23 protein-coding genes and 1 pseudogene are annotated in these 25,070 nt (G+C 71.9%); 13 read left to right on the top strand and 11 right to left on the bottom strand.

Annotation, left to right across the window (positions count from 1 at the left end; genetic code table 11):
• Position 1 precedes the first annotated feature (1 nt).
• Positions 2 to 688 carry a response regulator gene (locus AY578_RS11575; RefSeq protein ID WP_028959226.1) on the top strand — a complete coding sequence of 229 codons (687 nt, stop codon included), beginning with the start codon at positions 2 to 4 and terminating at the stop codon, positions 686 to 688.
• A gap of 172 nt (positions 689 to 860) precedes the next feature.
• Here the strand turns inward: AY578_RS11575 and AY578_RS11570 are convergent, their stop codons facing one another.
• Positions 861 to 1,661, bottom strand: coding sequence for a sugar phosphate isomerase/epimerase family protein (locus AY578_RS11570; RefSeq protein WP_019527529.1), 801 nt, complete (start codon positions 1,659 to 1,661; stop codon positions 861 to 863).
• A gap of 297 nt (positions 1,662 to 1,958) precedes the next feature.
• Positions 1,959 to 3,005 (bottom strand): LacI family DNA-binding transcriptional regulator, encoded by a 1,047-nt coding sequence (locus AY578_RS11565; RefSeq protein WP_136239653.1) that lies wholly within the window; start codon positions 3,003 to 3,005, stop codon positions 1,959 to 1,961.
• Between the two features lie 346 nt (positions 3,006 to 3,351).
• Between AY578_RS11565 and AY578_RS11560 the strand changes: the two genes are divergently transcribed.
• Genes AY578_RS11560 through AY578_RS11550 form a run of 3 tightly spaced genes read left to right on the top strand, consistent with a single transcriptional unit; the run spans position 3,352 to position 6,487 of the window.
• A complete protein-coding gene (locus AY578_RS11560) occupies positions 3,352 to 4,503 on the top strand; it encodes a Gfo/Idh/MocA family protein (protein ID WP_028959228.1) in 1,152 nt (383 codons plus the stop codon).
• The gene (locus AY578_RS11555; RefSeq protein WP_258902333.1) at positions 4,500 to 5,657 is read left to right on the top strand and encodes a dihydrodipicolinate synthase family protein; all 1,158 of its coding nucleotides are present in this window, start codon (positions 4,500 to 4,502) and stop codon (positions 5,655 to 5,657) included. The genes AY578_RS11560 and AY578_RS11555 overlap by 4 nt, the downstream gene beginning before the upstream one ends.
• Positions 5,654 to 6,487 (top strand): sugar phosphate isomerase/epimerase family protein, encoded by an 834-nt coding sequence (locus tag AY578_RS11550; protein WP_019527533.1) that lies wholly within the window; start codon positions 5,654 to 5,656, stop codon positions 6,485 to 6,487. Before AY578_RS11555 ends, AY578_RS11550 begins: the two co-directional genes overlap by 4 nt.
• Before the next feature lie 190 nt (positions 6,488 to 6,677).
• Here AY578_RS11550 and rbsD read toward each other — a convergent pair whose 3' ends face one another.
• The 5 genes from rbsD to AY578_RS11525 all read right to left on the bottom strand — a co-directional run bounded on the left by rbsD (position 6,678) and on the right by AY578_RS11525 (position 12,603).
• Positions 6,678 to 7,067: a D-ribose pyranase gene (gene rbsD, locus AY578_RS11545; RefSeq protein WP_028959230.1), complete on the bottom strand. Its 390-nt coding sequence runs from the start codon at positions 7,065 to 7,067 to the stop codon at positions 6,678 to 6,680.
• Entirely contained in the window at positions 7,064 to 7,969 is a 906-nt protein-coding gene (locus tag AY578_RS11540) for a ribokinase (protein ID WP_028959231.1), read from the bottom strand. Before AY578_RS11540 ends, rbsD begins: the two co-directional genes overlap by 4 nt.
• Positions 7,970 to 8,076: 107 nt before the next feature.
• Positions 8,077 to 10,035: an ABC transporter permease/substrate-binding protein gene (locus tag AY578_RS11535; protein WP_258902332.1), complete on the bottom strand. Its 1,959-nt coding sequence runs from the start codon at positions 10,033 to 10,035 to the stop codon at positions 8,077 to 8,079.
• Positions 10,025 to 11,566 carry a sugar ABC transporter ATP-binding protein gene (locus AY578_RS11530; protein WP_137208418.1) on the bottom strand — a complete coding sequence of 514 codons (1,542 nt, stop codon included), beginning with the start codon at positions 11,564 to 11,566 and terminating at the stop codon, positions 10,025 to 10,027. The genes AY578_RS11535 and AY578_RS11530 overlap by 11 nt, the downstream gene beginning before the upstream one ends.
• Positions 11,563 to 12,603: a LacI family DNA-binding transcriptional regulator gene (locus tag AY578_RS11525; RefSeq protein ID WP_019527538.1), complete on the bottom strand. Its 1,041-nt coding sequence runs from the start codon at positions 12,601 to 12,603 to the stop codon at positions 11,563 to 11,565. Before AY578_RS11525 ends, AY578_RS11530 begins: the two co-directional genes overlap by 4 nt.
• A gap of 139 nt (positions 12,604 to 12,742) precedes the next feature.
• Here AY578_RS11525 and AY578_RS11520 point away from each other — a divergent pair.
• The 3 genes and pseudogenes from AY578_RS11520 to AY578_RS11510 all read left to right on the top strand — a co-directional run.
• Positions 12,743 to 13,003, top strand: a pseudogene (locus AY578_RS11520) (Scr1 family TA system antitoxin-like transcriptional regulator); the annotation flags it as partial.
• Positions 13,004 to 13,006: 3 nt separating this feature from the next.
• On the top strand, positions 13,007 to 13,213 hold the full coding sequence (locus AY578_RS11515) for a DUF397 domain-containing protein (protein WP_258902331.1): 207 nt from the start codon (positions 13,007 to 13,009) through the stop codon (positions 13,211 to 13,213).
• Positions 13,200 to 13,412: a DUF397 domain-containing protein gene (locus AY578_RS11510; protein ID WP_136239648.1), complete on the top strand. Its 213-nt coding sequence runs from the start codon at positions 13,200 to 13,202 to the stop codon at positions 13,410 to 13,412. The genes AY578_RS11515 and AY578_RS11510 overlap by 14 nt, the downstream gene beginning before the upstream one ends.
• A gap of 33 nt (positions 13,413 to 13,445) precedes the next feature.
• Here AY578_RS11510 and AY578_RS11505 read toward each other — a convergent pair whose 3' ends face one another.
• Positions 13,446 to 13,967, bottom strand: coding sequence for a hypothetical protein (locus AY578_RS11505; RefSeq protein WP_136239647.1), 522 nt, complete (start codon positions 13,965 to 13,967; stop codon positions 13,446 to 13,448).
• A gap of 107 nt (positions 13,968 to 14,074) precedes the next feature.
• Between AY578_RS11505 and AY578_RS11500 the strand changes: the two genes are divergently transcribed.
• From AY578_RS11500 to AY578_RS11490, 3 genes are read left to right on the top strand one after another with little or no spacing between them, the layout of a single operon-like run.
• Positions 14,075 to 14,530, top strand: coding sequence for a VOC family protein (locus tag AY578_RS11500; protein ID WP_019527541.1), 456 nt, complete (start codon positions 14,075 to 14,077; stop codon positions 14,528 to 14,530).
• Between the two features lie 40 nt (positions 14,531 to 14,570).
• Positions 14,571 to 14,918, top strand: coding sequence for a GntR family transcriptional regulator (locus AY578_RS11495; RefSeq protein WP_019527542.1), 348 nt, complete (start codon positions 14,571 to 14,573; stop codon positions 14,916 to 14,918).
• Positions 14,915 to 15,910: a DUF1648 domain-containing protein gene (locus AY578_RS11490; RefSeq protein WP_337590622.1), complete on the top strand. Its 996-nt coding sequence runs from the start codon at positions 14,915 to 14,917 to the stop codon at positions 15,908 to 15,910. Before AY578_RS11495 ends, AY578_RS11490 begins: the two co-directional genes overlap by 4 nt.
• Here the strand turns inward: AY578_RS11490 and AY578_RS11485 are convergent.
• A complete protein-coding gene (locus AY578_RS11485; RefSeq protein WP_161233001.1) occupies positions 15,888 to 17,006 on the bottom strand; it encodes an epoxide hydrolase family protein in 1,119 nt (372 codons plus the stop codon). The genes AY578_RS11490 and AY578_RS11485 overlap by 23 nt on opposite strands.
• A 94-nt stretch (positions 17,007 to 17,100) precedes the next feature.
• On the opposite strand from AY578_RS11485, the gene AY578_RS11480 reads away from it, so the two are divergent.
• The 3 genes from AY578_RS11480 to AY578_RS11470 all read left to right on the top strand — a co-directional run bounded on the left by AY578_RS11480 (position 17,101) and on the right by AY578_RS11470 (position 21,470).
• Positions 17,101 to 17,592: a MarR family winged helix-turn-helix transcriptional regulator gene (locus tag AY578_RS11480; protein WP_028959237.1), complete on the top strand. Its 492-nt coding sequence runs from the start codon at positions 17,101 to 17,103 to the stop codon at positions 17,590 to 17,592.
• Positions 17,593 to 17,647: 55 nt separating this feature from the next.
• The gene (gene recD2, locus AY578_RS11475) at positions 17,648 to 20,002 is read left to right on the top strand and encodes an SF1B family DNA helicase RecD2 (protein WP_019527546.1); all 2,355 of its coding nucleotides are present in this window, start codon (positions 17,648 to 17,650) and stop codon (positions 20,000 to 20,002) included.
• 178 nt (positions 20,003 to 20,180) lie between these two features.
• Positions 20,181 to 21,470 carry a citrate synthase gene (locus tag AY578_RS11470; RefSeq protein WP_019527547.1) on the top strand — a complete coding sequence of 430 codons (1,290 nt, stop codon included), beginning with the start codon at positions 20,181 to 20,183 and terminating at the stop codon, positions 21,468 to 21,470.
• Between the two features lie 742 nt (positions 21,471 to 22,212).
• Here the strand turns inward: AY578_RS11470 and AY578_RS11465 are convergent.
• Together AY578_RS11465 and AY578_RS11460 are read right to left on the bottom strand one after the other, a co-directional pair.
• Positions 22,213 to 24,480, bottom strand: coding sequence for a heavy metal translocating P-type ATPase (locus tag AY578_RS11465; protein ID WP_136239645.1), 2,268 nt, complete (start codon positions 24,478 to 24,480; stop codon positions 22,213 to 22,215).
• Positions 24,481 to 24,635: 155 nt separating this feature from the next.
• Positions 24,636 to 24,875: a heavy-metal-associated domain-containing protein gene (locus AY578_RS11460; protein ID WP_006136275.1), complete on the bottom strand. Its 240-nt coding sequence runs from the start codon at positions 24,873 to 24,875 to the stop codon at positions 24,636 to 24,638.
• Positions 24,876 to 25,070 lie beyond the last annotated feature (195 nt).

Genomic DNA, 25,070 nt, shown 5'->3' with positions numbered 1-25,070 from the left:
CGTGAGCGATGTGCTGCCGTCACCGATCCGCGTGCTCGTCTGCGACGACCAGGCGCTGGTGCGGACCGGCTACGTCACGATCTTCTCCGCCCAGCCCGACATGGAGGTCGTCGGGGAGGCGGAGAACGGCCACGAGGCGGTCCAGGCCGCGCGGCGGCTGCGCCCGGACGTGGTCGTGATGGACGTCCGGATGCCCCTGCTCGACGGCATCCAGGCGACGCGGGAACTGGCCGGCCCGGAGACGGAGGACGCGCCGAAGGTGCTGGTGGTCACGACGTTCAACGTCGACTCCTACGTGTACGACGCGCTGCGCGCCGGGGCGAGCGGGTTCCTCCTCAAGGACTCGCCCCCGGCGGAGCTGGTCAACGGCATCCGCACCGTCGCCCGCGGAGAGGCCCTCCTCGCCCCCGCCGTCACCCGCCGCCTCATCGGCCACTTCGCCCAGCACGTACGCCCGGCGGACACGACGGACCCGGCCCGTCAGAACGTGGTGGACGCGCTGACACCCCGCGAACTGGAGGTGTTCCGCCTGATCGCGGAGGGCCTCTCCAACGCGGAGATAGCCGGGGCGATGACGATCACCCCGGAAACGGTGAAGACGTACGTGTCCCGCATCCTGGCGAAGCTGCACCTACGCGACCGCGTCCAGGCGGTGGTTCTGGCCCACAAACTGGGCCTGACCCCGTAGGACGAGCCCAGGGGGGCGGGGAACGGCACGCTCAGCCCCTACGAGCCCGCACCCGGGATCGTCGCGCAACCGCCCCTTCAGGGGCGCGGGGAACTGCGCGACGAACCACAACGCACCGGCACCCGCACGCGCCGCGCACCCCCCACCCCTCAGGCGCCCGCGTCGAAAAAACTCACGCGGACTCGTTCAGCAACCGAGCCAAATGCTCCCGCCCCGCCCCCAGCAAAGACGGCAGCGGCGCAGCCGCCTCGTACCACCGCGCCTCGTACTCCCAGCACAACCACCCGTCCCACCCGTTCCGCGACAACACCTCGACCACATCGGTCAACGGCAACACCCCCGCCCCCAGCGCGACAGGAGTCTTGTCCTCCGCCGAGGCGATGTCCTTCACCTGCACGTACCCCAGGTGGGGCGACAACGCCGCGAAAGTGTCCGCCGGCTGCTCGCCGCCGAGCCACGTGTGCATGACGTCCCACAGCGCCCCCACCTGCCGGTGCCCCACCAACCCCAGCACCCGCATGGCATCCGCACCGGTGCGATGGGAGTCGTGCGTCTCCAGCAGAATCCGTACGCCCCGGTCCGCCGCGTACTCCGCCGCCGTCCCCAGCCGTCGCGCGGCCGTCGCGTCGGCCTCCTCCGCGCTCTGCTCGTCACCGCCGCCGGGGAACACCCGTACGTACGGGGCGCCGATGTCCCGCGCGAGATCGATCAGCGCGCGGACCTCCGTGAGGACGGGCTCGTCGTCGCCGGGCGCGGCGACCCGGGCGTACCCGGCGACCCCCAGGATGTCGAGCCCGGCCGCCTTGAACGCGGCGGCCACGTCGGCCCGCTGCTCCGCGGTGAGCCCCGTGTGGACGGGCTCCTCGGGGTGGGCGCGCAGCTCCACGCCGTGGTAGCCGTGCGAGGCCGCCAGGGCGGTCACCTCGGGGAGGGGTAGGCCGGGGACACCAAGGGTGGAGAACGCCAGTTTCATGGATACGGGACTACCCCCCGGGCGCGGGGGCGACTCCTCCCCGTCACTCCGGTGCCGTAGGTTCTTGGGCGGTTCGCCGGGTGCGGGGCGGTGGGGGCTGGTCGCGCAGTTCCCCGCGCCCCTTCAGGCGGGCGGTTGCGCGCCGTCCGCACGCGACGGCCCGTGGGGGCTGGTCGCGCAGTTCCCCGCGCCCCTGGGAGGGGCTGGTCGCGCGCCGTCCGCACGTGCGGGTTCGTCGTGGTCGCTCGCGCAGTTCCCCGCGCCCCTGAGGGCATCACCCCCAGCCCCTCAGAAAGCTCACCCCCGCGGCCCCGCCGTAGATCCCCGCACCATCAACTCCCCCCGCACCGACGCGATCCCGCCCGGCGGCGGCTCCTCCCGCCCCATCGCGATCCTCCCCGCCCGCGCCCCCGCCTCCGCGAGAGGGAGCCTGACCGTGGTCAGCGAAGGCACCGCGTCGATGCTGAACGGCAGGTCGTCGAAGCCGGCCACCGAGACGTCGTCCGGGATGCGCAGTCCCGAGTCCCGCAGTGCCGCGCACGCGCCCAGGGCGACGGAGTCGTTCGCCGCGACCACGGCGGTCAACGACGGGTCGCGGCGGAGGAGTTCCAGTGTGGCCTCGTAGCCCGAGCGCCGGTCGTACCGCCCGTGGACGGTCCACCGGGGGTCCTCCTCGATGCCGTGCGCGGCCAGTGCGTCCCGGTGGCCCTCCAGGCGGTGCCGGGTCGTGGTGCGCTCCTCGGGGCCCGCGATGTAGCCGAGACGGCGGTGCCCGAGGCGGATCAGATGCTCGGTGAGCTCCTTCCCGCCGCCCCGGTTGTCGAAGGTCAGGGCGATCGCCCCGGTGTCCGGCGCCTGCGGCCGCCCGCACAGCACCACCCGCGTCCCGGCGTCCGCCAGCTTCCTCAGCTTGGCGTCCATCGCCGCCTTGTGCTGCGCGTCCTCGATGGCGCCGCCGGTCAGCACCACTGCCGCGGCGCGCTGCCGCTGGAGCAGGGTGAGATAGGTCAGTTCACGCTCGGGGGAGCCCCCCGTGTTGCAGACGACGGCGAGTCTCTCCCCGCCCGCGCGCCCGCCCGGACCGCCGATCTCCGACTGGATGGCGCTCGCCATGATCCCGAAGAACGGGTCGGCGATGTCGTTCACCAAGATGCCGACCAGGTCGGAGGTGGCGGCGGCGAGCGCGCTGGCGGGGCCGTTGAGGACGTAGTCGAGCTCGTCCACGGCCTTGAGCACCCGCTCGCGGGTGGACGCGGCCACGGGATAGTTCCCGTTCAGCACACGCGACACCGTCGCGGGCGACACCTGCGCCCGCGCCGCCACGTCCGCCAGGGTCACCGTCATGTCTCGTCCTCCGCCTCGCCGCCGCGCCGGTCCGCCCGTGCCCGTCCACCCGCGTCCGTCCGCCCGTGCCGTACGCCGCCGTACACACCCGCGCCCGCACCGGTGGTTCCGGCCGGAGCTTCCCGACCAAAGCCGTCGACCAGACCTTAAGGCCATCCGCCCCGTTGTTCGCCCCCTCGAACAAGCCGGGACCGGCAGTGGTCTTGTCCACACGCGGTCCAGAGGCTAGCTTCTGACTACATAGAAAGCGCTTGCTGTGACGTCCACCAGTCTCCCCGCCTCCTCCTGGGGCGCGTGGGGCGGGTGCGGCGTACGCGGCGCGCGGACCGCGTACGAAGGGAACGACGTGACACGCAAGACGGTGCGTATCGCCATGAACGGTGTGACCGGACGCATGGGCTACCGCCAGCACCTCGTCCGCTCCATCCTGGCCCTGCGCGAGCAGGGCGGCCTCGACCTCGGCGACGGCACCGTGCTGTGGCCCGAGCCGGTGCTGGTCGGCCGCCGCGAGCACGCGCTGAGGGCGCTGGCCGAACGCCACGGCCTCGAACACCTCTCCACCGACCTGGACGCGGTCCTCGCCGACGACAGCGTGGACATCTACTTCGACGCCCAGGTGACCTCCGCCCGCGAGGAGGCGATCAGGAAGGCGATCGCCGCCGGCAAGCACGTGTACACCGAGAAGCCCACCGCCACCGGCCTCGACGGCGCCCTCCAACTCGCCCGCCTCGCCGCCGAGAAGGGCGTCCGGCACGGTGTCGTCCAGGACAAGCTGTTCCTGCCAGGCCTGCTGAAGCTGAAGCGCCTGATCGACGGCGGCTTCTTCGGCCGCATCCTGTCCGTGCGGGGCGAGTTCGGCTACTGGGTGTTCGAGGGCGACTGGCAGGAGGCGCAGCGCCCGTCGTGGAACTACCGCGCGGAGGACGGCGGCGGCATCGTCGTCGACATGTTCCCGCACTGGGAGTACGTCCTCCACGAGCTGTTCGGCCGCGTGAGGTCCGTGCAGGCCCTCACCGCCACGCACATCCCGCAGCGCTGGGACGAGAACGGCAAGCCCTACGACGCCACCGCCGACGACGCCGCGTACGGCGTCTTCGAGCTGGAGGGCGGCGCGATCGCCCAGATCAACTCCTCCTGGGCGGTCCGCGTCAACCGCGACGAGCTCGTCGAGTTCCAGGTCGACGGCACCGAGGGCTCCGCCGTCGCCGGTCTGCGCACCTGCCGCGTCCAGCACCGCTCCGCCACCCCCAAGCCCGTCTGGAACCCGGACATCCCCGCCACCGAGGTCTTCCGCGACCAGTGGCAGGAGGTGCCGGACAACGGCGAGTTCGACAACGGCTTCAAAGCCCAGTGGGAGCTGTTCCTCAAGCACGTCTACGCCGACGCCCCCTACCACTGGGACCTGCTGGCCGGCGCGCGCGGCGTGCAGCTGGCCGAACTGGGGCTGAGGTCCTCCGCCGAGGGCCGCCGTCTCGACGTACCGGAGATCGCCCTGTGACCCTCCGCCTCCCCGACGCGCACGGCGCCCTACGCGCCTACGAACCCCGCACCGAGCCCCTGGCCCTCACCCCGGGCGCCCCCTTCACCTCCCGTACGGTCTTTTCCGCCGCGCACGTCGTGGCCGACCCGTACGCCGACACCACCCCCGACTCACCGGCGGCCGTCGACTGGGACGCCACCCTCGCCTTCCGCCGCCATCTGTGGGCGCACGGGCTCGGCGTCGCCGAGGCGATGGACACCGCGCAGCGCGGCATGGGCCTGGACTGGGCGGGCGCGGCCGAGCTGATCCGCCGCTCCGCCGCCGAGGCGAAGGCGGCCGGCGGCCGGATCGCCTGCGGTGTCGGCACCGACCAGCTCACCGTCGGCCCGGCCACCCTCGCCGAGGTCCGCGCGGCCTACGAGGAACAGCTCGCGGTCGTCGAGGAGTCGGGCGCGCAGGCCATCTTGATGGCGTCCCGCGCCCTCGCCGCCACGGCCCAGGGCCCCGAGGACTACCTGGAGGTCTACGGCCACCTCCTCCGCCAGGCAGCGGAGCCGGTGATCCTCCACTGGCTCGGCCCCATGTTCGACCCGGCCTTGGAGGGCTACTGGGGCTCGTCCGACCTCGACGCGGCCACGGACACCTTCCTCGACGTCATCGCCGCCCACCCCGACAAGGTCGACGGCATCAAGGTCTCCCTGCTGGACGCCCAGCGTGAGATCGACCTGCGCCGCCGTCTCCCGAAGGGCGTCCGCTGCTACACCGGCGACGACTTCAACTACCCGGAGCTGATCGCGGGCGACGACCACGGCTTCAGCCACGCCCTGCTCGGCATTTTCGACCCGCTCGGCCCGCTGGCGGCGGAGGCGGTCCGCGTCCTCGACACCGGTGACACGGACGGCTTCCGCGCCCTGCTCGACCCGACGGTGGAGCTGTCCCGCCACCTTTTCCAGTCACCCACCCGCTTCTACAAGACCGGCGTGGTGTTCCTGGCCTGGCTCGCGGGGCACCAGAGCCACTTCACGATGGTCGGCGGCCTCCAGTCCGCCCGCTCCCTGCCCCACCTCGCCCGCGCCTACGAACTCGCCGACCGCCTCGGCCTGTTCCCCGACCCCAAGCTGGCCGAGGACCGGATGAGGACCCTGCTGCACCTGTACGGAGTGACCCCGTGAGCGACCTGACCCGCTTCAGCATCAACCAGATGACCGTCAAACAGCTCACGCTCCCCGACCTGGTCACCGCCTGCCGCGACCTGGGCGTCCCGGCGGTAGGCCTGTGGCGGGAGCCCGTCCAGGAGTACGGCGTGGAGGCGGCAGCGGGGCTCGTACGGGACGCGGGCCTGGCGGTGACGACGCTGTGCAGGGGCGGCTTCCTCACGGCGGTCGACGCGGACGAGCGGGCCGCCGCCCTCGCCGACAACCGCCGCGCCGTCGACGAGGCGGCCACCCTCGGCACGGACACCCTGGTCCTGGTCTCCGGCGGCCTCCCACCCGGCACCAAGGACCTGCGGGCCGCCCGCGAACGCATCGCGGACGCGCTGACCGAACTCGCCCCCTACGCCGAGGACCACGGGGTGAAACTGGCGATCGAACCGCTGCACCCCATGTTCGCCTCCGACCGCTGCGTGGTCTCCACGCTCACCCAGGCCCTGGACCTCGCCGAACGCTTCCCGGCGCACCAGGTCGGCGTCACCGTGGACACGTACCACATCTGGTGGGACGACACGGCCCCCGAGGCGATCGCCCGCGCCGGCGCGCAGCAGCGCATCCACACCTTCCAGCTCGCCGACTGGATCACCCCGCTCCCCGAGGGCGTCCTCAACGGCCGCGGCCAGATCGGCGACGGCGCGATCGACATGCGCGAGTGGCAGGGGTACGTGGAGGCGGCCGGCTACACGGGCGCCATCGAGGTGGAGCTGTTCAACGAGGACCTGTGGGCGCGGGACGGCCGCGAACTCCTCGCGGAGACGGCCCGCCGCTGGGCGGAGAACGTCGACGTCTGAGCCCTGGGTCCCGCCCGCCGGAAAAAAATTCTCCGGCGCGTACAACCCTCTCCCCGCCCCGCCTGTCGTACGTAGCGTCAGGACTTCCGGGTGGGGACCCGGGGGGGGGACTTCAGGGAGGTCCTGGCGGGGGAGGGAAGCGAGGGGCCCGGTCGACGGACCGGGCCCCTCGAAGTTCGTCCAGGTGTCCTCAGAAGAAGACCCCGCACCGCAGCAGCACGTTCGCGTAGGGGCTGGCCTCGCCCGTGCGCACCACGAGCCGGGCGCCGGACGTCAGCTGCTTGAGCCGCTCGTGCGGGACGTACGCCAGGTCCGGGAAGTGACCGGCCATCAGCGACGCCGCCGCCGGATTCGCGTCCCGTACCTCCTCCGCCGCCGTGGCGCCCTCGACGGCCAGCTCGCCGAGCAGCCCCTCGAGGACCTGCGCGAACGACGGCACCCCGGCCAGGAACGCCAGGTCCACCACGCGCGGCCCGTCCGGGATCGGCATGCCCGCGTCGCACACCAGCACCCCGTCGGTGTGGCCGAGTTCGGCGAGGGCGCCGGACAGGTGGCGGTTGAGGATCCCGTGCTTCTTCACAGCTCCGCGACCTCCGCCGCCGTCGGGAACGACACCTGCGCGCCCTCCTTGGTGACCGTCGCCGCGCCCACCCGGGCCGCGTAGGCGGCGGCCTCGTCGAGCGGGTCGCCCGTCCCGAGCCGCCACGCCAGCGCGGCGGTGAACGCGTCCCCGGCGCCCGTGGTGTCCACGGCCTCCACCTTCACCGACGGCACCCGTGTCACCCCGGCCGAGGACGCCACGAGCGCGCCCTCCCCGCCGAGGGTGACGACCACCGAACGCGGGCCCTTCGCCAGCAGCAGCCGCGCCCAGTCCTCGGGTTCGTCGCTCACCCCGGCGCTGTCGCCGAGGATCACCTTCGCCTCGTGCTCGTTGACGATCAGCGGGTCGCAGGCCGCCAGCACCTCCGACGGCAGCGGCCGCGGAGGCGACGGGTTGAGCACGAAGCGGCTGTCCGGCGCCAGGCTCCGCACCACCTCCACCACCGTCTCCAGCGGGATCTCCAGCTGCGTCGACACCACCCGCGAGGCGTGGAAGAGACTCGCCGCCGCCCGGACGTCCGCCGGGGTCAGCCGGCCGTTCGCGCCCGGCGAGACCACGATGCTGTTGTCGCCCGACGGGTCCACCGTGATCAGCGCGACCCCGGTCGGCGCCCCGCCCACCAGCACGCCCACCGTGTCCGCCCCGGCCTCGCGCAGCGAGTCCAGCAGCAACCGCCCGTGCTCGTCGTCCCCGACCCGCGCGAGGAGGGCGGTGCGCGCGCCGAGCCGGGCGGCGGCCACCGCCTGGTTCGCGCCCTTGCCGCCCGGATGCACGGCCAGGTCGGAGCCGAGCACCGTCTCACCGGCGCGCGGCCGGCGCTCCACCCCGATCACCAGGTCGGCGTTGGCCGATCCGACGACCAGGAGGTCGTAGTCGTACATGAATTCGCTCCCCGATCCGCTGAGGAGGGCGGGCGGTCCGGTGACCGCCCGCCCGTGTGCCCCTGAGGCCTCGGCGCCGGTGCGGCGCTCCTGCCCCTGTGCCGGTGTCAGCCTTCGAAGCCGGCCACGTTCTCCTTCGTGACCACCTTCACCGGCACCTTCACCATCTTCTCCACCTTTTCGTCCTCGGCGGCCCGCAACGCGTTGCGCACGGCGATCCGGCCGAGTTCGCTGGGCTGCTGGGCGACGGAGGCGTACAGCGTGCCCGCCTGCACCGCCTTCAGCCCGTCCGGCGTCCCGTCGAACCCGACGACCTGCACGGACCTGCCCGCCTTGGAGCCGAGCGCCTTGATCGCGCCGAGCGCCATCTCGTCGTTCTCGGCGAAGACGCCGTCGATGTCCGGGTGCGCCTGGAGCAGGTTCGTCATCACGTCCAGGCCCTTGGTGCGGTCGAAGTCCGCGGGCTGCTTGGCGACGACCTTGATGCCCGGGTAGTCCTTCAGCCCCTCGGCGAAGCCCGCCCCGCGCTCCCGGCTGGCGGAGGTGCCGGCCTGGCCCTGGAGGATCACGATGGTGCCCTTGCCGCCGAGCTTCTCCGCGAGCGCCTTGGCGCCGAGCGCGCCGCCCTCGACGTTGTCGGAGGCGACCAGCGCGGACGTGTCCGCCTTGTTGACGCCGCGGTCCACGGCGATCACCGGGATGCCCGCCTTGTTGGCGCCGCGCACGGACGGCCCGGCCGCGTCGGAGTCCACCGGGTTGACGACGACCACGGACAGCGAGCCGCTGGTGAAGTTCTGCAGCTGGTTGGCCTGCTGGGATGCGTCGTTCTGCGCGTCGGTGACGGTGAGGTCGACGCCCAGCTTCTTCGCCTCCTCCTCGGCGCCGTCCCGGATCTGCACGAAGAACGGGTTGTTGAGCGTCGACAGCGACAGCCCGATCTTCGGCTTGGCCGCACCCGACGAGCCGTTGTGCAGCAGGGAGGTGGCGCCGACGACCGCGACGGCGACGACGGCCGCGATCACGTACGTCAGTGCCTGCTTGCCCTTGTTGCCGCCGCCGGACGCGCCGGCCGCCGGGGCGGTCGCGCCCGCCTTGCGGCGCACCGTGTCGAAGAGCACCGCCAGCGCGATGACCACGCCGATGACGACCTGCTGCCAGAACGCCGACACCGACAGCAGGTTGAGGCCGTTGCGCAGCACCGCGAGGATCAGCGCGCCGATCAGGGTGCCGGACGCCTTGCCGGTGCCGCCCGCGAGGGAGGCGCCGCCGATGACGACCGCGGCGATCGCGTCCAGTTCGTAGCCCTGCGCGGCCTGCGGCTGCGCGGACGCGAGCCGGGAGGCGAGCACGATGCCCGCGGCGGCGGCGAACAGGCCGGAGAAGGCGTAGATGGCGAGCTTCTGCTTCTTCACCCGCAGCCCGGAAAGCCGAGCGGCCTCCTCGTTGCCGCCGATCGCGTACATGGACCGGCCGATGTACGTCCGGCCGAGAACGAACGCGGTCAGCAGCCCCATCACGATCATCACGAGCACCGGCACCGGCAGCCAGCCGCCGAGCGTGTCACCGAGGTGCGAGACGGAGTCGGGGAAGGCTATGGGCGAGCCCTGCGAGATCACCAGCGACAGACCGCGCGCCACCGACAGCATCGCCAAGGTGGCGATGAACGGCGGGAGTTTGCCGTACGAGACGAGGAAGCCGTTGACCAGGCCGCAGGCGATTCCGGTCGCCACGGCGAGGACGACCGCGAGCGCCACCGGGATCCCGGCCTCGGTCGCGGACCAGGCGAGAACGGTCGCGGAGAGCGCGGCGACCGAGCCGACCGACAGGTCGATGCCCGCCGAGACGATGACGAACGTGACGCCGAACGCGAGGATCGCGGTCACGGCGGCCTGGACGCCGACGTTGAGCAGGTTGTCGGCGGTGAGGAAGTCCCCGGACAGCGCCGACATGGCTATGACGAGGACGATCAGCGCGGTCAGCGCGCCGTTGTCGAGGAGCAGCCGGCGCAGGCCGCCGACGGCGCCGCCCTGCGCGCCCGGCTTGCTCTTGAGCGTGTCAGTGGCCACCGGGGGCCTCCGTTCCGTTGCTGGGGGAGCCGGGGGAAGAGGTGGAGACGGCGAGGGCCATCACGGCGTCCTGGGTGGCGTCGGCGGCGTCGAGTTCGCCCGCGAGCCGGCCCTGCGCCATGACCAGGACCCGGTCGCTCATGCCGAGCACCTCGGGCAGGTCGCTGGAGATCATGAGCACCGCGGCCCCGGCCGCCGTCAGCTCGTTGATCAACTGGTAGATCTCGACCTTCGCGCCGACGTCGATGCCGCGCGTCGGCTCGTCGAGGATGAGCACCTTGGTGTTCGCCAGCAGCCACTTGCCGATGACGACCTTCTGCTGGTTGCCGCCGGAGAGGGTGCGCACATGCTGGCCGAGCCCGGCCATCCGCACGCCCAGCTGCCCGGCGATGCGGGCGGCGGCCTCGTGCTGCCCCTTGAGGTCGACGAGCCCCGCGCGGGAGGACGACCGGAGGGTGACGAGACCGAGGTTCTCCTCCACGGAGGCGTCGAGCACCAGCCCCTGCCCCTTGCGGTCCTCGGGCACGAGCCCGACGCCGGCCTCCATGGCGGCGTTCACGTCGTGGCGGCGCAGCGGGGTCCCCGCGACGCGCACGGTCCCGGCGTCGTACGGGTCGGCCCCGAACACCGCGCGGGCCACCTCGGTCCGCCCGGCGCCGACCAGCCCCGCGATGCCGACGACCTCACCGGCCCGCACCTCGAAGCTGACGTCGTGGAACACACCGTCCCGCGTCAGCCCCTCCACCTTGAGCAGGGCGTCCCCGGCGTCGGCACGCTCACGCGGGTACTGCTGCTCGATGGACCGCCCCACCATGAGCCGTACGAGCTCGTCCTCCGGCGTGGAGGCGGGCACCTGCCCGACGCTGCGCCCGTCCCGGATCACGGTGACCCGGTCGCCGAGCGCGGCGATCTCCTCCAGATGGTGGGTGATGAAGACGATCCCCACGCCGTCCTCGCGCAGCCGCCGCACGATCGCGAACAGCTTCTCGACCTCCTCCGAGGTCAGCACGGCGGTCGGCTCGTCCATGATCAGCACCCGCGCGTCCAGGCTGAGCGCCTTGGCGATCTCGACCATCTGGAGCCGGGCGATGCCGAGTTCGCGCACCCGTGCCCGGGGCGACACGTCCACCCCGACGCGCCGCAGCAGCACCTCGGCGTCCGCGTCCATCCGCTTGCGGTCGATCATCGCGAACCGGCGCGGCTGCCGCCCCAGGAAGATGTTCTCCGCGACCGTCAGATCGGGGACCAGGTTGAACTCCTGGTAGATGGTGGCGATCCCGAGCTTCTCGGAGTCCTGCGCACCGCCGATGCGCACCTCCTCGCCGCCGACGGTGATCCGTCCGGCGTCGGGGGTGTAGGCGCCGGAGAGCATCTTGATCAGCGTGCTCTTGCCGGCGCCGTTCTCGCCCAGCAGCACGTGCACCTCGCCACGGCGCAGATCGAAGTCCACGCCGTCCAGCGCGACCACGCCGGGGAAGGTCTTGCGGATGCCCTCGATGCGCAGCAACTCGTCAGGACTGCGGCTGCTCACGGCGTACTCCTTCGTACGGGGGAGGGGGAACTCTCGTTTCCGGACCCGCCCTCGCCGCAGGAGCGGCGCACGACGAGCCGGGCGGGAAGGGTGACGGACTCGCCGGGCCTGCCCTCGATCCGGTCGACCAGGGCGCGCACGGCGGCCCGCCCCAGGTCGCGGACCGGCTGGGCGACCGCGGTGACCGGGGGGTCGGTGTGCACGAACCAGGGGATGTCGTCGAACGCGGCGAGCCCGATGTCGTCCGGCACGCGCAGCCCGCGGGCGCGGACGGCGTCCAGGGCGCCGAGGGCCATCAGGTTGTCGGCGGCGAAGACGACCTCGGGGGGCTGGGGGAGGTCGAGGAACCCCTCGGTCACCCGCCGCCCGCTGCCGGCCTGGAAGTCGCCCTGCCCGATGTAGACGTCGGGCAGTTCGAGCCCGTACGCGGCGAGGGCCTCGCGGAAGGCGTCCACGCGCTCCCGGCCGGTCGTGGTGGCGGCGGGCCCGGCGATGATCGCGAGCCGTCGGTGCCCGAGCCCGTACAGATGCGCGACCAGATCGCGTACGGCGGCCCGCCCGTCCGACCGGACCACGGGCACGTCGACGCCCGGGATCCACCGGTCGACGAACACCATGGGCGTCCCGGCCCGCGCGGCCCCGAGCATGCCGGGCGAGCCGCCGTCGGTGGGGGACACGAGCAAGCCGTCGATACGGCGGTCCAGCAGCGTGGTGACGTGATGGTCCTGGAGGTCGGGCCGCTCGTCGGCGTTGCCGATGATCACGCTGTACCCCAGCGCACGGGCCTCCTCCTCGACGGAGCGGGCCAGCTCGGTGAAGTACGGGTTCATCACGTCGCTGATGACCAGCCCGAGGGTGCGGGTCTGATCGGTGCGCAGGGACCGGGCGACGGCGTTCGGCCGGTACCCCAGCCGCTCGACGGCGGCGGTCACCCGACGCCGCGCGTCCTCACTGACCGACGGATGCCCGTTGAGCACCCGCGACACCGTGGCGACGGACAGCCCCGCCTCGGCGGCGACGTCCTTGATACCCGCCATGCCCGACCCACCTCCTCGTGGAATCGATTACACGGAGGATTGGAAACGATTACATCGGCGGGGGCAAGGGGGTGGGGGGTGGCCGCAATCGAATCGTGACCGGGGTGCACCGTGCGCCACCGCGCCGGATGTGGAGCGATCCGCGTCGGATCACGTCAGCATTCGCGTCATCCCCTTCGGCCTGGAGGGCTTCGCAGGCGCCGCGAGCGCGATGACCTACGCGGGCGGCGCCGTGCCGAAACTGGACACCGTCGTACGCGACGGCCCGCACGGCGCCTCCTTCATCGATGCCGAGGGTCAACTCACTGCGTATCGCGAGCTTTTCCGTAAGGTGAAGGCTGTGTCGCTGCCCCCGCGCCGGTCACGCGACTTCATCCACAGATTGACGAAGGAGCTGTGAGTCGTGGGCACCCCTGAGATCTGGCGGAAGTCGTCCTATTCCGGCGGAGGCGATGGCAACAACTGCGTGGAGATCGCCGGCTCGCCCACTCACGCAGCCGTTCGCGACTCGAAGGCCCCGAATCGGGGAATCCTTACCTTTCACGCGGCGGCGTTCACCACCTTCGTCGCAAGCCTCAAGGAGGTGACGGTCAGGAATGAGCCACACTGACACGCCCGATGGCCGCTGGCGCAAGTCGTCCTACTCAGGCCCGGGCGACGGCAACGAGTGTGTAGAGGTCGCGGCCTCCCCCGCCCGCGTATCCGTCCGCGACTCGAAGGCGCCTGGCCAGGCCGTACTCACCGTCTCCGGCTCGGCCTTCGACGAGTTCATCAACGCGCTGAAGGAACGCAAGGGCCCGCCCGCCTGAGCGTTGAGACATTGGGCCGCGCCCTAAAAGGCTTCAGTCGGGGGCCGTGCCCCAAAGCACCCGCTCGGGTCCCCCGTCCCCCTTGTCGAAGAGACAGCGCACCGCACCCGACGCCTCCGCGAGGTCGGTGAACACCTTTCCGATCGCGGCCGAGTCCTCGAACAGCCTGCTCATCCTCGATGTCGCGGCCCAGAAGTCCAGGCACACGTAGCGCGGATCCCGGAAGGCTGGGAAAGACATGTCCAGGTACACGTACCCGACCTGAACGCGCCCGTCCTCGACAGGGAGACCGCCCTCCTCCGCGTATGCCCGTACCGCCTCGTCCGCCGGGAACATGAGCGACGTCTCCAGCGGAACCCTGTCCCTCCCGGCGCAGTCGACCGGCTCGCTCTTGAACCCGCACGTGAACGGCAGCAGCACCTGCTCGCCGCCCGGCAAGGTGACCGTCAGCGGAGGAACCCTGCGCTCCGGCGGCGCCAGCTTCGCCGCTCCCTTCAGCGCACGCGCCACGTTCTCGGGGCGCAGGTAGATGTCATAGCTGTAGGTCAACCCCATGCTCCCCCTCCGCCAGGCAGAACGGCACGTTCTCACGACAGGTGCCCGGGTGCCCGCGAGTTGTGCGGAGGTGAGTGGTTGTCAGACCCCTCTGGCAGTCTCCCCTCATGGAGATGACACTGCAGCTCACGATCGACTGCTCCGACCCACAGCGGATGGTGGCCTTCTGGGCCCCCGCCCTGGGATACGTCCCCGAGCCGGCCCCGGAGGGCCACCCCACCTGGCGTGCCTACTGGGAGGCGATGGGCGTGCCCGCGGAGGAGCTGCCGCCCGGGGCCGGTGATCTCGCGGAGTCCATCGTGGACCCCACGGGGCGCGGACCGCGCGTGTGGTTCCAGCAGGTGCCCGAGTCGAAGACCCTCAAGAACCGCTGGCACTTCGACCTGAAGGTCGGCGGTGGCCGTGACGTCCCGCCGGCCCTCCGCAGGGAACGGGTCGACGCCGCCGTGAAGCGGCTGGTCGACGCCGGTGCCACCGTCCTCAAGATCAAGGACGAGCCGGACGCGGGGTTCTACGCCGCGGCCCTGCAGGATCCGGAGGGCAACGAGTTCGACGTCGTCTGAGGGCGCCATAAAGACACATGGTGCTATTGTCATTAGCACCATGCTGCTGAGACTCGACGTAGCCGACACCCGCCCCCTGCACGAGCAGGTGGCCGGGGCCATCCGGCGGGCCATCGCCGAAGGGGAGTGCGCGCCGGGCGACCGGCTGCCGCCCGCCCGGGACCTCTCCCAGGCGCTCGGTGTGAACGTCAACACCGTGCTCCGCGGCCTGCGCGCCCTGCGGGACGAAGGCGTGCTGGAGTTCCGGCGCGGGCGTGGGGTGACCGTGGCTCAAGGGGCGGACGGGCGTTCGGCGTTGCTGGACCGGGTCCGGGAGGTTCTGGCCGACGCGGCGCGCCTCGGGTACGGCAAGGACGACGTCATCGACATGATCAGGGAGGTCACGTGACCGAGCGGACAGCGCGCGGAAACGCCACGACATGGGGCGCCACCGCCTGGGTTGTGGGAGTGCTCGTGCTCCTGGTGGTCTTCCCGCTCACCGCCCGGGACCGGCTGCCCGACCGGCTGGCGACCCACTGGGGTGCGAGCGGCGAGCCGGACGACTCGATGCCGTTCTGGGCCGCGACGCTCCTCCCGGCGCTGATCTGGCTGCTGATCGCGGCGGTTGCCGTACTGGGCCTGTGGCGCGCTCGCCGCAGCACCGGTACAGCCTTGGCCTCCGCACCCGGCTGGGCCGGCATCACGCTCGGCTTCACCGGCGTGACCCTCCTCGGCGCGCAGGCGTCGATCGTCCGGGCCAACCTCGACCGGACGGACTGGCGTGACGCCGGCTCCGTGACCGGCTGGGTGATCGCCACCCTCGTCGGCGCCACCGTGGTGGCCGTCGCCGCCCAATGGGCCGGTCGCCGGGCCCGCCTCACGGTGCCGCCCCCGTCGGGCCCCGCGATGGAGATACCGAAGGGACAGCGCTTCGTCTGGCTGTCCCGCACCTCCAACCGCTGGCTCCACCTCCTGGCGGCCGTGACCGGCATCCTCACGCTCGCGGCGACGGCGGGCGCGGTGGCCGGCCTGGGCGGCGGGCTTGAAGGCACCGTGGGCGCCGCGTCCTTCGCCCTCGCCACCGTCGCGCTGCTCGCCTGCTCCTCCGTCCAGGCCCGGGTGACCGAGAAGGGCCTCGAGATCGCCTTCGGCCCGCTCGGTTGGCCTGCCCGGCGCTGGCCCGCCGACACCATCGCCTCCGCCTGGGCCGAGCACCGCACCGCCGGGCAGGTCGGCGGCTGGGGCTACCGCCTGAGCGGCCTCGGCACCACCGTCATGCTCCGCGGCGGCGAATGCCTGGTGATCCGCACGGTCAAGGGCAAGGACTTCGCGGTCAGCGTCGACGACGCGGAACGCGGCGCGGCTCTGCTCAACTCCCTCATCGGGCAGCGCGCGAAGTGACGGACACGCCCGCCCCGGCGACCGGTCCCTGGAAGAACGTCCGTACGTCCTCCGCGAACAGTTCCGGCACTTCCATCGCCGCGAAGTGACCGCCCCGGTCGAACTCCGACCAGTGCCGGATGTCGTACAGCCGCTCCGCCAGCGGCCGTACCGACTGGGTGATGTCGTGGGGGAGCACCGCCACCCCCACCGGCACCGGGCATTCCTCGGCGCGCCGGGCCGACTCGCGGTGCAGCCGTGCCGACGAGGCCGCCGTGGCGGTCAGCCAGTACAGCGAGACGTCGGTCAGGATCCGCTCGTCGCTCACCGGCGTCCGGGGGTCGGTCCACTGCGCGAACCGTTCCGCGATCCACGCCAGCTGGCCCACCGGCGAGTCGGTCAGCGCGTAGCCGAGCGTCTGCGGGGTCGTGGCCTGCAGGGCCTGGTACGGCGGGCGGTTCGCCATCAGTTGCCGCACCTTGTCCAGCCGGGCCTCGTCCGAGGGGCTCAGGGTGACGTCGGCGGTTGGGTCAGGCCGGGTGGGCAGGTAGTTCACGTGCACGCCGGCCACCTGCTCCGGCGCCACCGCGCCCAGCGCCAGCGAGATGCCCGAGCCGAAGTCGCCGCCCTGCGCCCCGTACCGCTCGTAGCCGAGGCGGCGCATCAGCTCGGCCCATGCGCGGGCGACGCGGACGACGTCCCAGCCGCGCTCGTGGGTCGGCCCGGAGAAGCCGTAGCCGGGGATGGACGGGATCACCAGATGGAAGTCCCGGGACAGCGGTTCCACCACGCCGAGGAACTCCAGGAACGAGCCCGGCCAGCCGTGGGTGAGGATCAGCGCGAGCGCGTCCGGCCGGGCGGAGCGCACATGGACGAAATGGACGGTCTGGCCCTCGATCTCCGTGCGGAAATGGGGGAGTTCGTTGAGCCGGGCCTCGTGCGCACGCCAGTCGTAGCCGGTGCGCCAGTGCTCGGCCAGCTCCCGCAGCCGGGCCAGCGGGAAGCCGTAGTCCCAGCCGGCGCCGGTGATCTCGTTCGGCCAGCGGGTGCGTGCCAGCCGGCCGGCGAGGTCGTCGAGGCCGGCCTGGGGGATGTCGATACGGAACGGCGTGATCACGGTCGCCTCCAGCAATCGATAGTGACACTAACGTTTGTGCCACTAACGAACGTAGACTGTTCGTCCCACCAACGCAAGACGCGGAGGACCACGCATGAGCCCCAGTCGCACACCGGCCTCGGAGGAACCCGCCCCCGCACGCCTCCGCGCCATCCCCAGCCGTCTGCTGGCCGGCGTCACCCTGGTGGCCGACCGGCTGGTCGGCGAGCGGCTGGCGGCCGAGGGCGCCCACAAGTGGCACTTCGCGGTGCTGCTCACCCTCGCCGAGGCGGGCCCCGCCAGCCAGGCCGAGCTGAGCCGCCGTACCGGCATCCACCGCAGCGACATGGTGGCCGTCCTCAACGACCTGGGGGACGCGGGCTGCGTCCGCCGCGACCCCGACCCTCACGACCGCCGCCGCAACGTCATCACCCTCACCGCCGCGGGCCGTCGCCGCCTCGAACGCCTGGACGCGCTCATCCGTGAGGCGCAGGACGAACTCCTCGCCCCCCTCGACCCGGCCGAGCGCGACGAGCTCACCCGCCTGCTCACCGCCCTCGCCGAGCACCACGGACCCGCCCACCCCGGCCCGGACGAGCAGTCCTGAGCAAGGCTCCCGTGAGCCCGGACCCTCTGTCAGATCCCACCGGTACCGTCGACCCATGCCCACCCATCCACCCGCACCCCCCGGCGAACGCCGGCTCGCCGTGCTCGAAGGCGTGCTGGAGCGCATCACCTACGCCAACGAGGAGAACGGCTACACCGTCGCCCGCGTCGACGCCGGACGCGGCGCCAACGACCTGCTCACCGTCGTCGGCGCGCTGCTCGGCGCGCAGGTGGGGGAGTCGCTGCGGATGGAGGGGCGCTGGGGGTCGCATCCCCAGTACGGCAAGCAGTTCCACGTCGAGAACTACACGACCGTCCTCCCCGCCACCGTCCAGGGCATCCGCCGCTACCTCGGCTCGGGGCTGGTGAAGGGCATCGGTCCCGTCTTCGCCGACCGGATCACCCAGCACTTCGGGACGGACACCCTCCGGATCATCGAGGAGGAGCCGAAGCGGCTCATCGAGGTCCCGGGGCTCGGGCCCAAGCGGACCAAGAAGATCGCCGACGCCTGGGAGGAGCAGAAGGCGATCAAGGAGGTCATGCTCTTCCTCCAGACCGTCGAGGTCTCCACCTCCATCGCCGTGCGCATCTACAAGAAGTACGGCGACGCCTCCATCTCCGTGGTGAAGAACCAGCCCTACCGGCTCGCCGCCGACGTCTGGGGCATCGGCTTCCTCACCGCCGACAAGATCGCCCAGTCCGTCGGCATCCCCCACGACAGCCCGGACCGCGTGAAGGCCGGCCTCCAGTACGCGCTGTCGCAGGCCACCGACCAGGGCCACTGCTACCTCCCCGAGGAGAAGCTCATCGCCGACGCGGTGAAGCTCCTCCAGGTCGACACCGGCCTGGTCATCGAGTGCCTCGCCGAGCTGGCCGCCGAGCCGGAGGACCCGGGGGAGGACCCCGGCGTCGTCCGGGAGAAGGTGCCCGACCCGGAGGGCGGCGACCCCGTCACCGCCGTCTACCTGGTGCCGTTCCACCGCGCCGAAGTCGCCCTCGCCTCCCAGCTGCTGCGGCTGCTGCGCACCGACCAGGACCGGATGCCCGCGTTCCAGGACGTGGCGTGGGACAAGGCGCTCGGCTGGCTGCGCGGACGTACGGGGACGGACCTGGCGCCCGAACAGGAGGCCGCGGTCAAGCTGGCGTTGACGCGGAAGGTGGCCGTGCTGACCGGCGGACCCGGCTGCGGCAAGTCCTTCACCGTGCGGTCCATCGTCGAACTGGCCCGTGCCAAGAAGGCGAAGGTGGTGCTCGCCGCGCCGACCGGACGCGCCGCCAAGCGGCTCGCCGAGCTGACCGGCGCCGAGGCGTCCACCGTGCACCGGCTGCTGGAGCTCAAGCCCGGCGGGGACGCCGCGTACGACCGTGACCGGCCGCTGGACGCCGACCTGGTGGTGGTCGACGAGGCGTCCATGCTGGACCTGCTGCTGGCGAACAAGCTGGTCAAGGCCGTGCCGCCGGGCGCCCACCTGCTGTTCGTCGGGGATGTGGACCAGCTCCCCAGCGTCGGCGCGGGCGAGGTGCTGCGGGATCTCCTCGCCGACGGCAGCCCCGTCCCCGCCGTCCGGCTCACCCGCGTCTTCCGCCAGGCCCAGCAGTCCGGCGTGGTCACCAACGCCCACCGCATCAACGCCGGGCAGCACCCCGTCACCGAGGGCATGAAGGACTTCTTCCTCTTCGTCGAGGACGACACCGAGGAGGCCGGGCGGCTCACGGTCGACGTCGCCGCCCGGCGCATCCCCGCCACGTTCGGCCTCGACCCGCGCCGGGACGTGCAGGTCCTCGCCCCCATGCACCGCGGCCCGGCCGGCGCGGGCACGCTCAACGGCCTGCTCCAGCAGGCCGTCACCCCCGCACGCCCCGATCTGCCGGAGAAGCGGTTCGGCGGACGGGTGTTCCGCGTCGGCGACAAGGTCACGCAGATCCGCAACAACTACGAGAAGGGCGCCAACGGCGTCTTCAACGGCACCGTCGGCGTCGTCACCTCCCTCGACCCCGTCGACCAGCGCCTGACCGTGCTGACCGACGAGGACGAGGAGGTGCCGTACGGCTTCGACGAACTGGACGAGCTGGCGCACGCCTACGCCGTGACCATCCACCGCTCCCAGGGCAGCGAGTACCCGGCGGTCGTCATCCCCGTCACGACGGGCGCGTGGATGATGCTCCAGCGCAACCTGCTCTACACGGCGGTCACCCGGGCCCGGAAACTCGTCGTCCTGGTCGGCTCCCGCAAGGCCATCGGACAGGCCGTGCGCACGGTGTCGGCGGGCCGCCGCTGCACGGCCCTCGACATGCGGCTCGCCGATTCCGCTTCACCACGCGGGGGACCCGGGACGCACCGCCTCTCGGCGGGGGCGGACGCCGCTGTGAGGGCCCCGTCATCAAAAAATGATCGATCAAATGAGTCGTGAAGGTCACACAGGGCTTCCGGATGGGGAACACAGGGGGCAGGATGGGCAAGTTGGCGGCACTCAGTGCCGCCGATAGGCCCGATGGTCGACCCCGAGTGCACTCTCCTGAGCCGAGTGGGGGATGGTAGAGACAGTCAGGGCACCTCGAAGATGAGGCACAACGTCGGTGAGGGAAGACGTGAGCGACAACTCTGTAGTACTGCGGTACGACGGCAGCGAGTACACCTACCCGGTGATCGACAGCACCGTCGGTGACAAGGGCTTCGACATCGGGAAGCTCCGCGCCCAGACCGGTCTGGTGACGCTGGACAGCGGCTACGGCAACACGGCCGCCTATAAATCCGCGATCACCTATCTCGACGGCGAGGCCGGCATCCTCCGGTACCGCGGCTACCCGATCGAGCAGCTGGCCGAGCGCTCCACCTTCCTTGAGGTGGCCTACCTGCTGATCAACGGCGAGTTGCCGACCGTCGACGAGCTGGCCGCCTTCAAGGACGACATCACGCAGCACACGCTGCTGCACGAGGACGTCAAGAACTTCTACCGGGGCTTCCCGCGCGACGCCCACCCGATGGCCATGCTGTCCTCGGTGGTCTCCGCGCTGTCCACGTTCTACCAGGACAGCCACAACCCGTTCGACGAGCAGCAGCGCAACCTCTCCACGATCCGCCTGCTCGCCAAGCTTCCGACGATCGCGGCCTACGCCTACAAGAAGTCGGTCGGCCACCCGTTCGTCTACCCGCGCAACGACCTCGGCTACGTCGAGAACTTCCTGCGCATGACGTTCTCCGTCCCGGCCCAGGAGTACGACCTGGACCCGGTCGTCGTCTCCGCCCTGGACAAGCTGCTGATCCTGCACGCCGACCACGAGCAGAACTGCTCGACGTCGACTGTGCGTCTGGTGGGGTCCTCGCAGGCGAACATGTTCGCCTCGATCTCCGCCGGCATCAACGCCCTGTGGGGCCCGCTGCACGGCGGCGCCAACCAGTCGGTGCTGGAGATGCTCGAGGGCATCCGCGACAACGGCGGCGACGTCGACGCCTTCATCCGCAAGGTGAAGAACAAGGAGGACGGCGTCCGCCTGATGGGCTTCGGCCACCGGGTCTACAAGAACTTCGACCCGCGCGCCAAGATCATCAAGGCCGCCGCGCACGACGTGCTGTCCGCCCTCGGCAAGTCCGACGAGCTGCTGGACATCGCGCTCAAGCTGGAGGAGCACGCGCTCTCCGACGACTACTTCGTCTCGCGCAGCCTCTACCCGAACGTGGACTTCTACACCGGTCTGATCTACCGGGCCATGGGCTTCCCGACGGAGATGTTCACCGTGCTGTTCGCTCTGGGGCGGCTGCCGGGGTGGATCGCCCAGTGGCACGAGATGATCAAGGAGCCGGGGTCGCGTATCGGCCGTCCGCGGCAGATTTACACGGGTGTTGTCGAGCGGGACTTCGTGCCGGTCGAGGAGCGGTGACACCCCCTGCGGGTGTTGTGCGCGTGAGCGCCTGAGAGTTCGTCGCCGAAGGGGTGTGGGCGGCTGCGGGCCGGCTGTGGCTGGTCGCGCAGTTCCCCGCGCCCCTTCTGGCGTGTTGCGCAGCCCGCGCCCGCAGTGGCGTCCCGCAGGACCGCGCCGCTTCTGGCGTGTTGCGCAGCCGGCGCTCCCTGGGCGTCCCGCGGAACCGCGCCCCTTCGGGCGTTCTCCGCGCGCGTATGGAAAAGGCGCCCCGGTCGCCGGTCCCCCCACGGGCCGACGTACCAGGGCGCCTTCCCATGTCCCGGTGCGGATTCCCCCCACGGGATCCGGCCGGGCGCTTGTGAGGACAGCGCCTGAATCGCTGTTGAGCACGGACGGACCTGAACCCGCCCGCACTCGTCGGTGTGCGGTCTGCCGGGACAACGCACGTCGGGAGGGCCGCTCAAAGCTTCCCTGGGCACGTGCCCCGGCAACGCAATCTCTGGAGAAGTCCCCCAAGACATCTCCAGATGCCAGGTAGCGCCCCCCAAGACGCTGCCCGACATCGCCAACTTAGACCTTCGAACCCCTTCGATGGTTACGTTCAGATCACTGTGATCTGCGTCTCTTGCATATGTCCCCACACTGCGCAGGAGCCCGCAAATCTCTCACGGGACCCAAGCGTAAGGATGATGCGCGAGGCTTGTGAAGAGCTTATGTGAGGGTCTTACCGGACTCCAGGGGTACTGCCCAACTTGAGACCTCAATGAAATGACCGGAGCCGCAGACTGTTGGTCACGACGAAGACCGACGAGAAGGCCATGGCGGCCCCGGCGATCATCGGGTTCAGCAGTCCCGCCGCGGCGAGCGGCAGCGCGGCCACGTTGTAGCCGAAGGCCCACACCAGGTTGCCCTTGATGGTGGAGAGGGTGCGCCGGGACAGCCGTATCGCGTCCGCCGCCACCCTCAGGTCGCCGCGGACCAGCGTCAGGTCGCCCGCCTCGATCGCCGCGTCCGTGCCGGTGCCCAGGGACAGACCCAGATCGGCGACGGCCAGCGCGGCCGCGTCGTTGACGCCGTCGCCGACCATGGCGACGCTGCGCCCCTCCTCCTGGAGCCGCCGCACCACGTCGGCCTTGTCCTCGGGCAGCACCTCGGCGATCACCCGGTCCTCGTCGATGCCGACGGCGCGCGCGACGGCCTCGGCCACCGCCCGGTTGTCGCCGGTCAGCAGCACCGGCGTGAGGCCCAGCGCCCGCAGGTCGCGGACCGCCTCGGCGCTGGTCTCCTTCACCGTGTCGGCGACGGCGAGGACACCGCGTGCCACGCCGTCCCAGCCGGCGACCACCGCGGTGTGCCCGGCGCGCTCGGCGTCCGCCTTGGCCCGCTCCAGCTCCGGCGGCAGCTCCCCGAACACCTCGGACAGCCGCCCCACGGCCACCTCACGGCCCTCCACGCGCCCGCGCACGCCCCGCCCGGGAACGCTCTCGAAGTGCTCGGCCTCGGGCAGCGGGCCCACGCGCTCCTCGGCGCCCGCGGCGACCGCACGGGCCACCGGGTGCTCCGAGGCGTGCTCCAGGGCGCCCGCGAGCCGCAGCAGCTCCCGCTCGTCGGCGCCCTCGGCGGTGTGCACGGCGCGCAGGGACATCCGGCCGGTGGTGACGGTCCCCGTCTTGTCCAGGACGACCGTGTCCACGCGCCGGGTGGACTCCAGCACCTCGGGCCCCTTGATGAGGATGCCGAGCTGGGCGCCCCGCCCGGTGCCGACCATCAGCGCGGTCGGCGTGGCGAGGCCGAGGGCGCACGGGCAGGCGATGATCAGTACGGCGACGGCCGCGGTGAACGCGGAGACCGTGTCCCCGGTGTTGCCCAGCCACAGCCCGAACGTGGCGGCCGCGATCAGCAGCACCACCGGCACGAACACCCCGGCGATCCGGTCGGCGAGCCGCTGCACCTGCGCCTTGCCCGTCTGCGCGTCCTCCACCAGCTTCGCCATCCGCGCGAGCTGCGTGTCCGCGCCGATCCGGGTCGCCTCGACGACCAGCCGGCCGCCCGCGTTGACGGTCGCGCCGGTGACGGTGTCGCCCACGGTCACGTCCACCGGCACGGACTCGCCGGTCAGCATGGACGCGTCCACGGCGGAGGCGCCCTCGACGACCGTGCCGTCGGTGGCGATCTTCTCCCCGGGCCGCACCACGAACCGGTCGCCCACGGCCAGCCGCTCGGCCGGCACCCGCACCTCGCGCCCTTCCCGCAGCACGGTGACGTCCTTGGCGCCCAGCTCCATCAGCGCCCGCAGCGCCGCGCCCGCCTGCCGCTTGGAGCGGGCCTCCAGATAGCGGCCGAGCAGGATGAACGCGGTCACGCCCGCGGCGACCTCCAGATAGATCATGGAGGCCCCGTCGGTGCGGGACACGGTCAGCTCGAAGGGGTGCCGCATGCCCGGCTCGCCCGCGTCGCCCAGGAACAGCGCCCACAGCGACCAGCCGAACGCGGCCAGCGTGCCCACCGACACCAGGGTGTCCATGGTGGCCGCGCCGTGCCGCAGATTCGTCCACGCGGCCTTGTGGAAGGGCGCCGCACCCCACACCACGACCGGCGCGGCGAGGGTCAGGGAGAGCCACTGCCAGTTGTCGAACTGGAGCGGCGGGATCATCGCCAGCAGCACCACCGGCAGGGCCAGCAGCGCGGAAACGATCAGCCGGGTGCGCAGGGCCGCCGTCCCGGGATCCTTCCCGGATGCGGTGTCCTCCTCCGCGTCCCGCTGCGGGGGCGCCGGTTCCTCGGCGGTGTAGCCGGTCTTCACCACCGTGGTGATCAGATCGGCGACCTCGACGCCCGGCGGATACGCGATCCGGGCCTTCTCGGTCGCGTAGTTCACCGTGGCGGTGACGCCCTCCATGCGGTTGAGCTTCTTCTCGACGCGGGCCGCGCAGGAGGCGCAGGTCATCCCGCCGATGAGCAGCTCGACCTCCGAGAGGGGCGGCTGCCCGGCGGCGGCCGGCGCCTCGGTGGCGGTGGTGCTGGTCATGTCCGTGCTCCTGGGGACGTCCGGGATGCGGGCGGCGGCGGGCCGGGCCGAAAGGCCGCGGGGACCGGGTGGGCCGGGGTGTCCGGGGGGGGCGTTGCCGGGTGGCCGGTACGGCCCGGTTCACGCCGCGCGGGGTGCCTTCGTGAGGATGTGGCTCAGACCGTGCCGGCCAGCTCGAAGCCGGCCTCGTCGACGGCGGCGCGCACGGCGGCCTCGTCGAGCGGCGCGGCGGAGACCACGGTCACCTCGCCGGAGGAGGCGACGGCCGTCACCGAGCTGACGCCGGGGAGCTGGGAGATCTCGCCGGAGACGGCGCCCTCGCAGTGCCCGCAGCTCATCCCGGTCACCTTGTAGACGGTGGTGACGGAACCCTGGGTGTCGGTCTGGGACGTCATGTCGTTCTCCTCGTCGGGGCTTGTGGGGTGTGCAGGGGGTCGCAGGGGCCCATGAGAACCCCGTACCACTCACACTATACCCCTAGGGGGTATGAATCCAGGACGTGGAGCGCGCGGGCGGGACGGCCCGGGAGCCGGCGCGCGACGGGCCGGCGATAGCGTTCCGCCTACAGCGGCGATCACCGGAAGGCGGGA

The sequence above is a fragment of the Streptomyces thermocarboxydus genome (assembly GCF_024760485.1).
In the GTDB taxonomy this organism is placed as follows: domain Bacteria; phylum Actinomycetota; class Actinomycetes; order Streptomycetales; family Streptomycetaceae; genus Streptomyces; species Streptomyces cellulosae.
The sequence above is the reverse complement of the archived record's forward strand: the minus strand, read 5'-3'. Positions and strand labels throughout refer to the sequence as shown.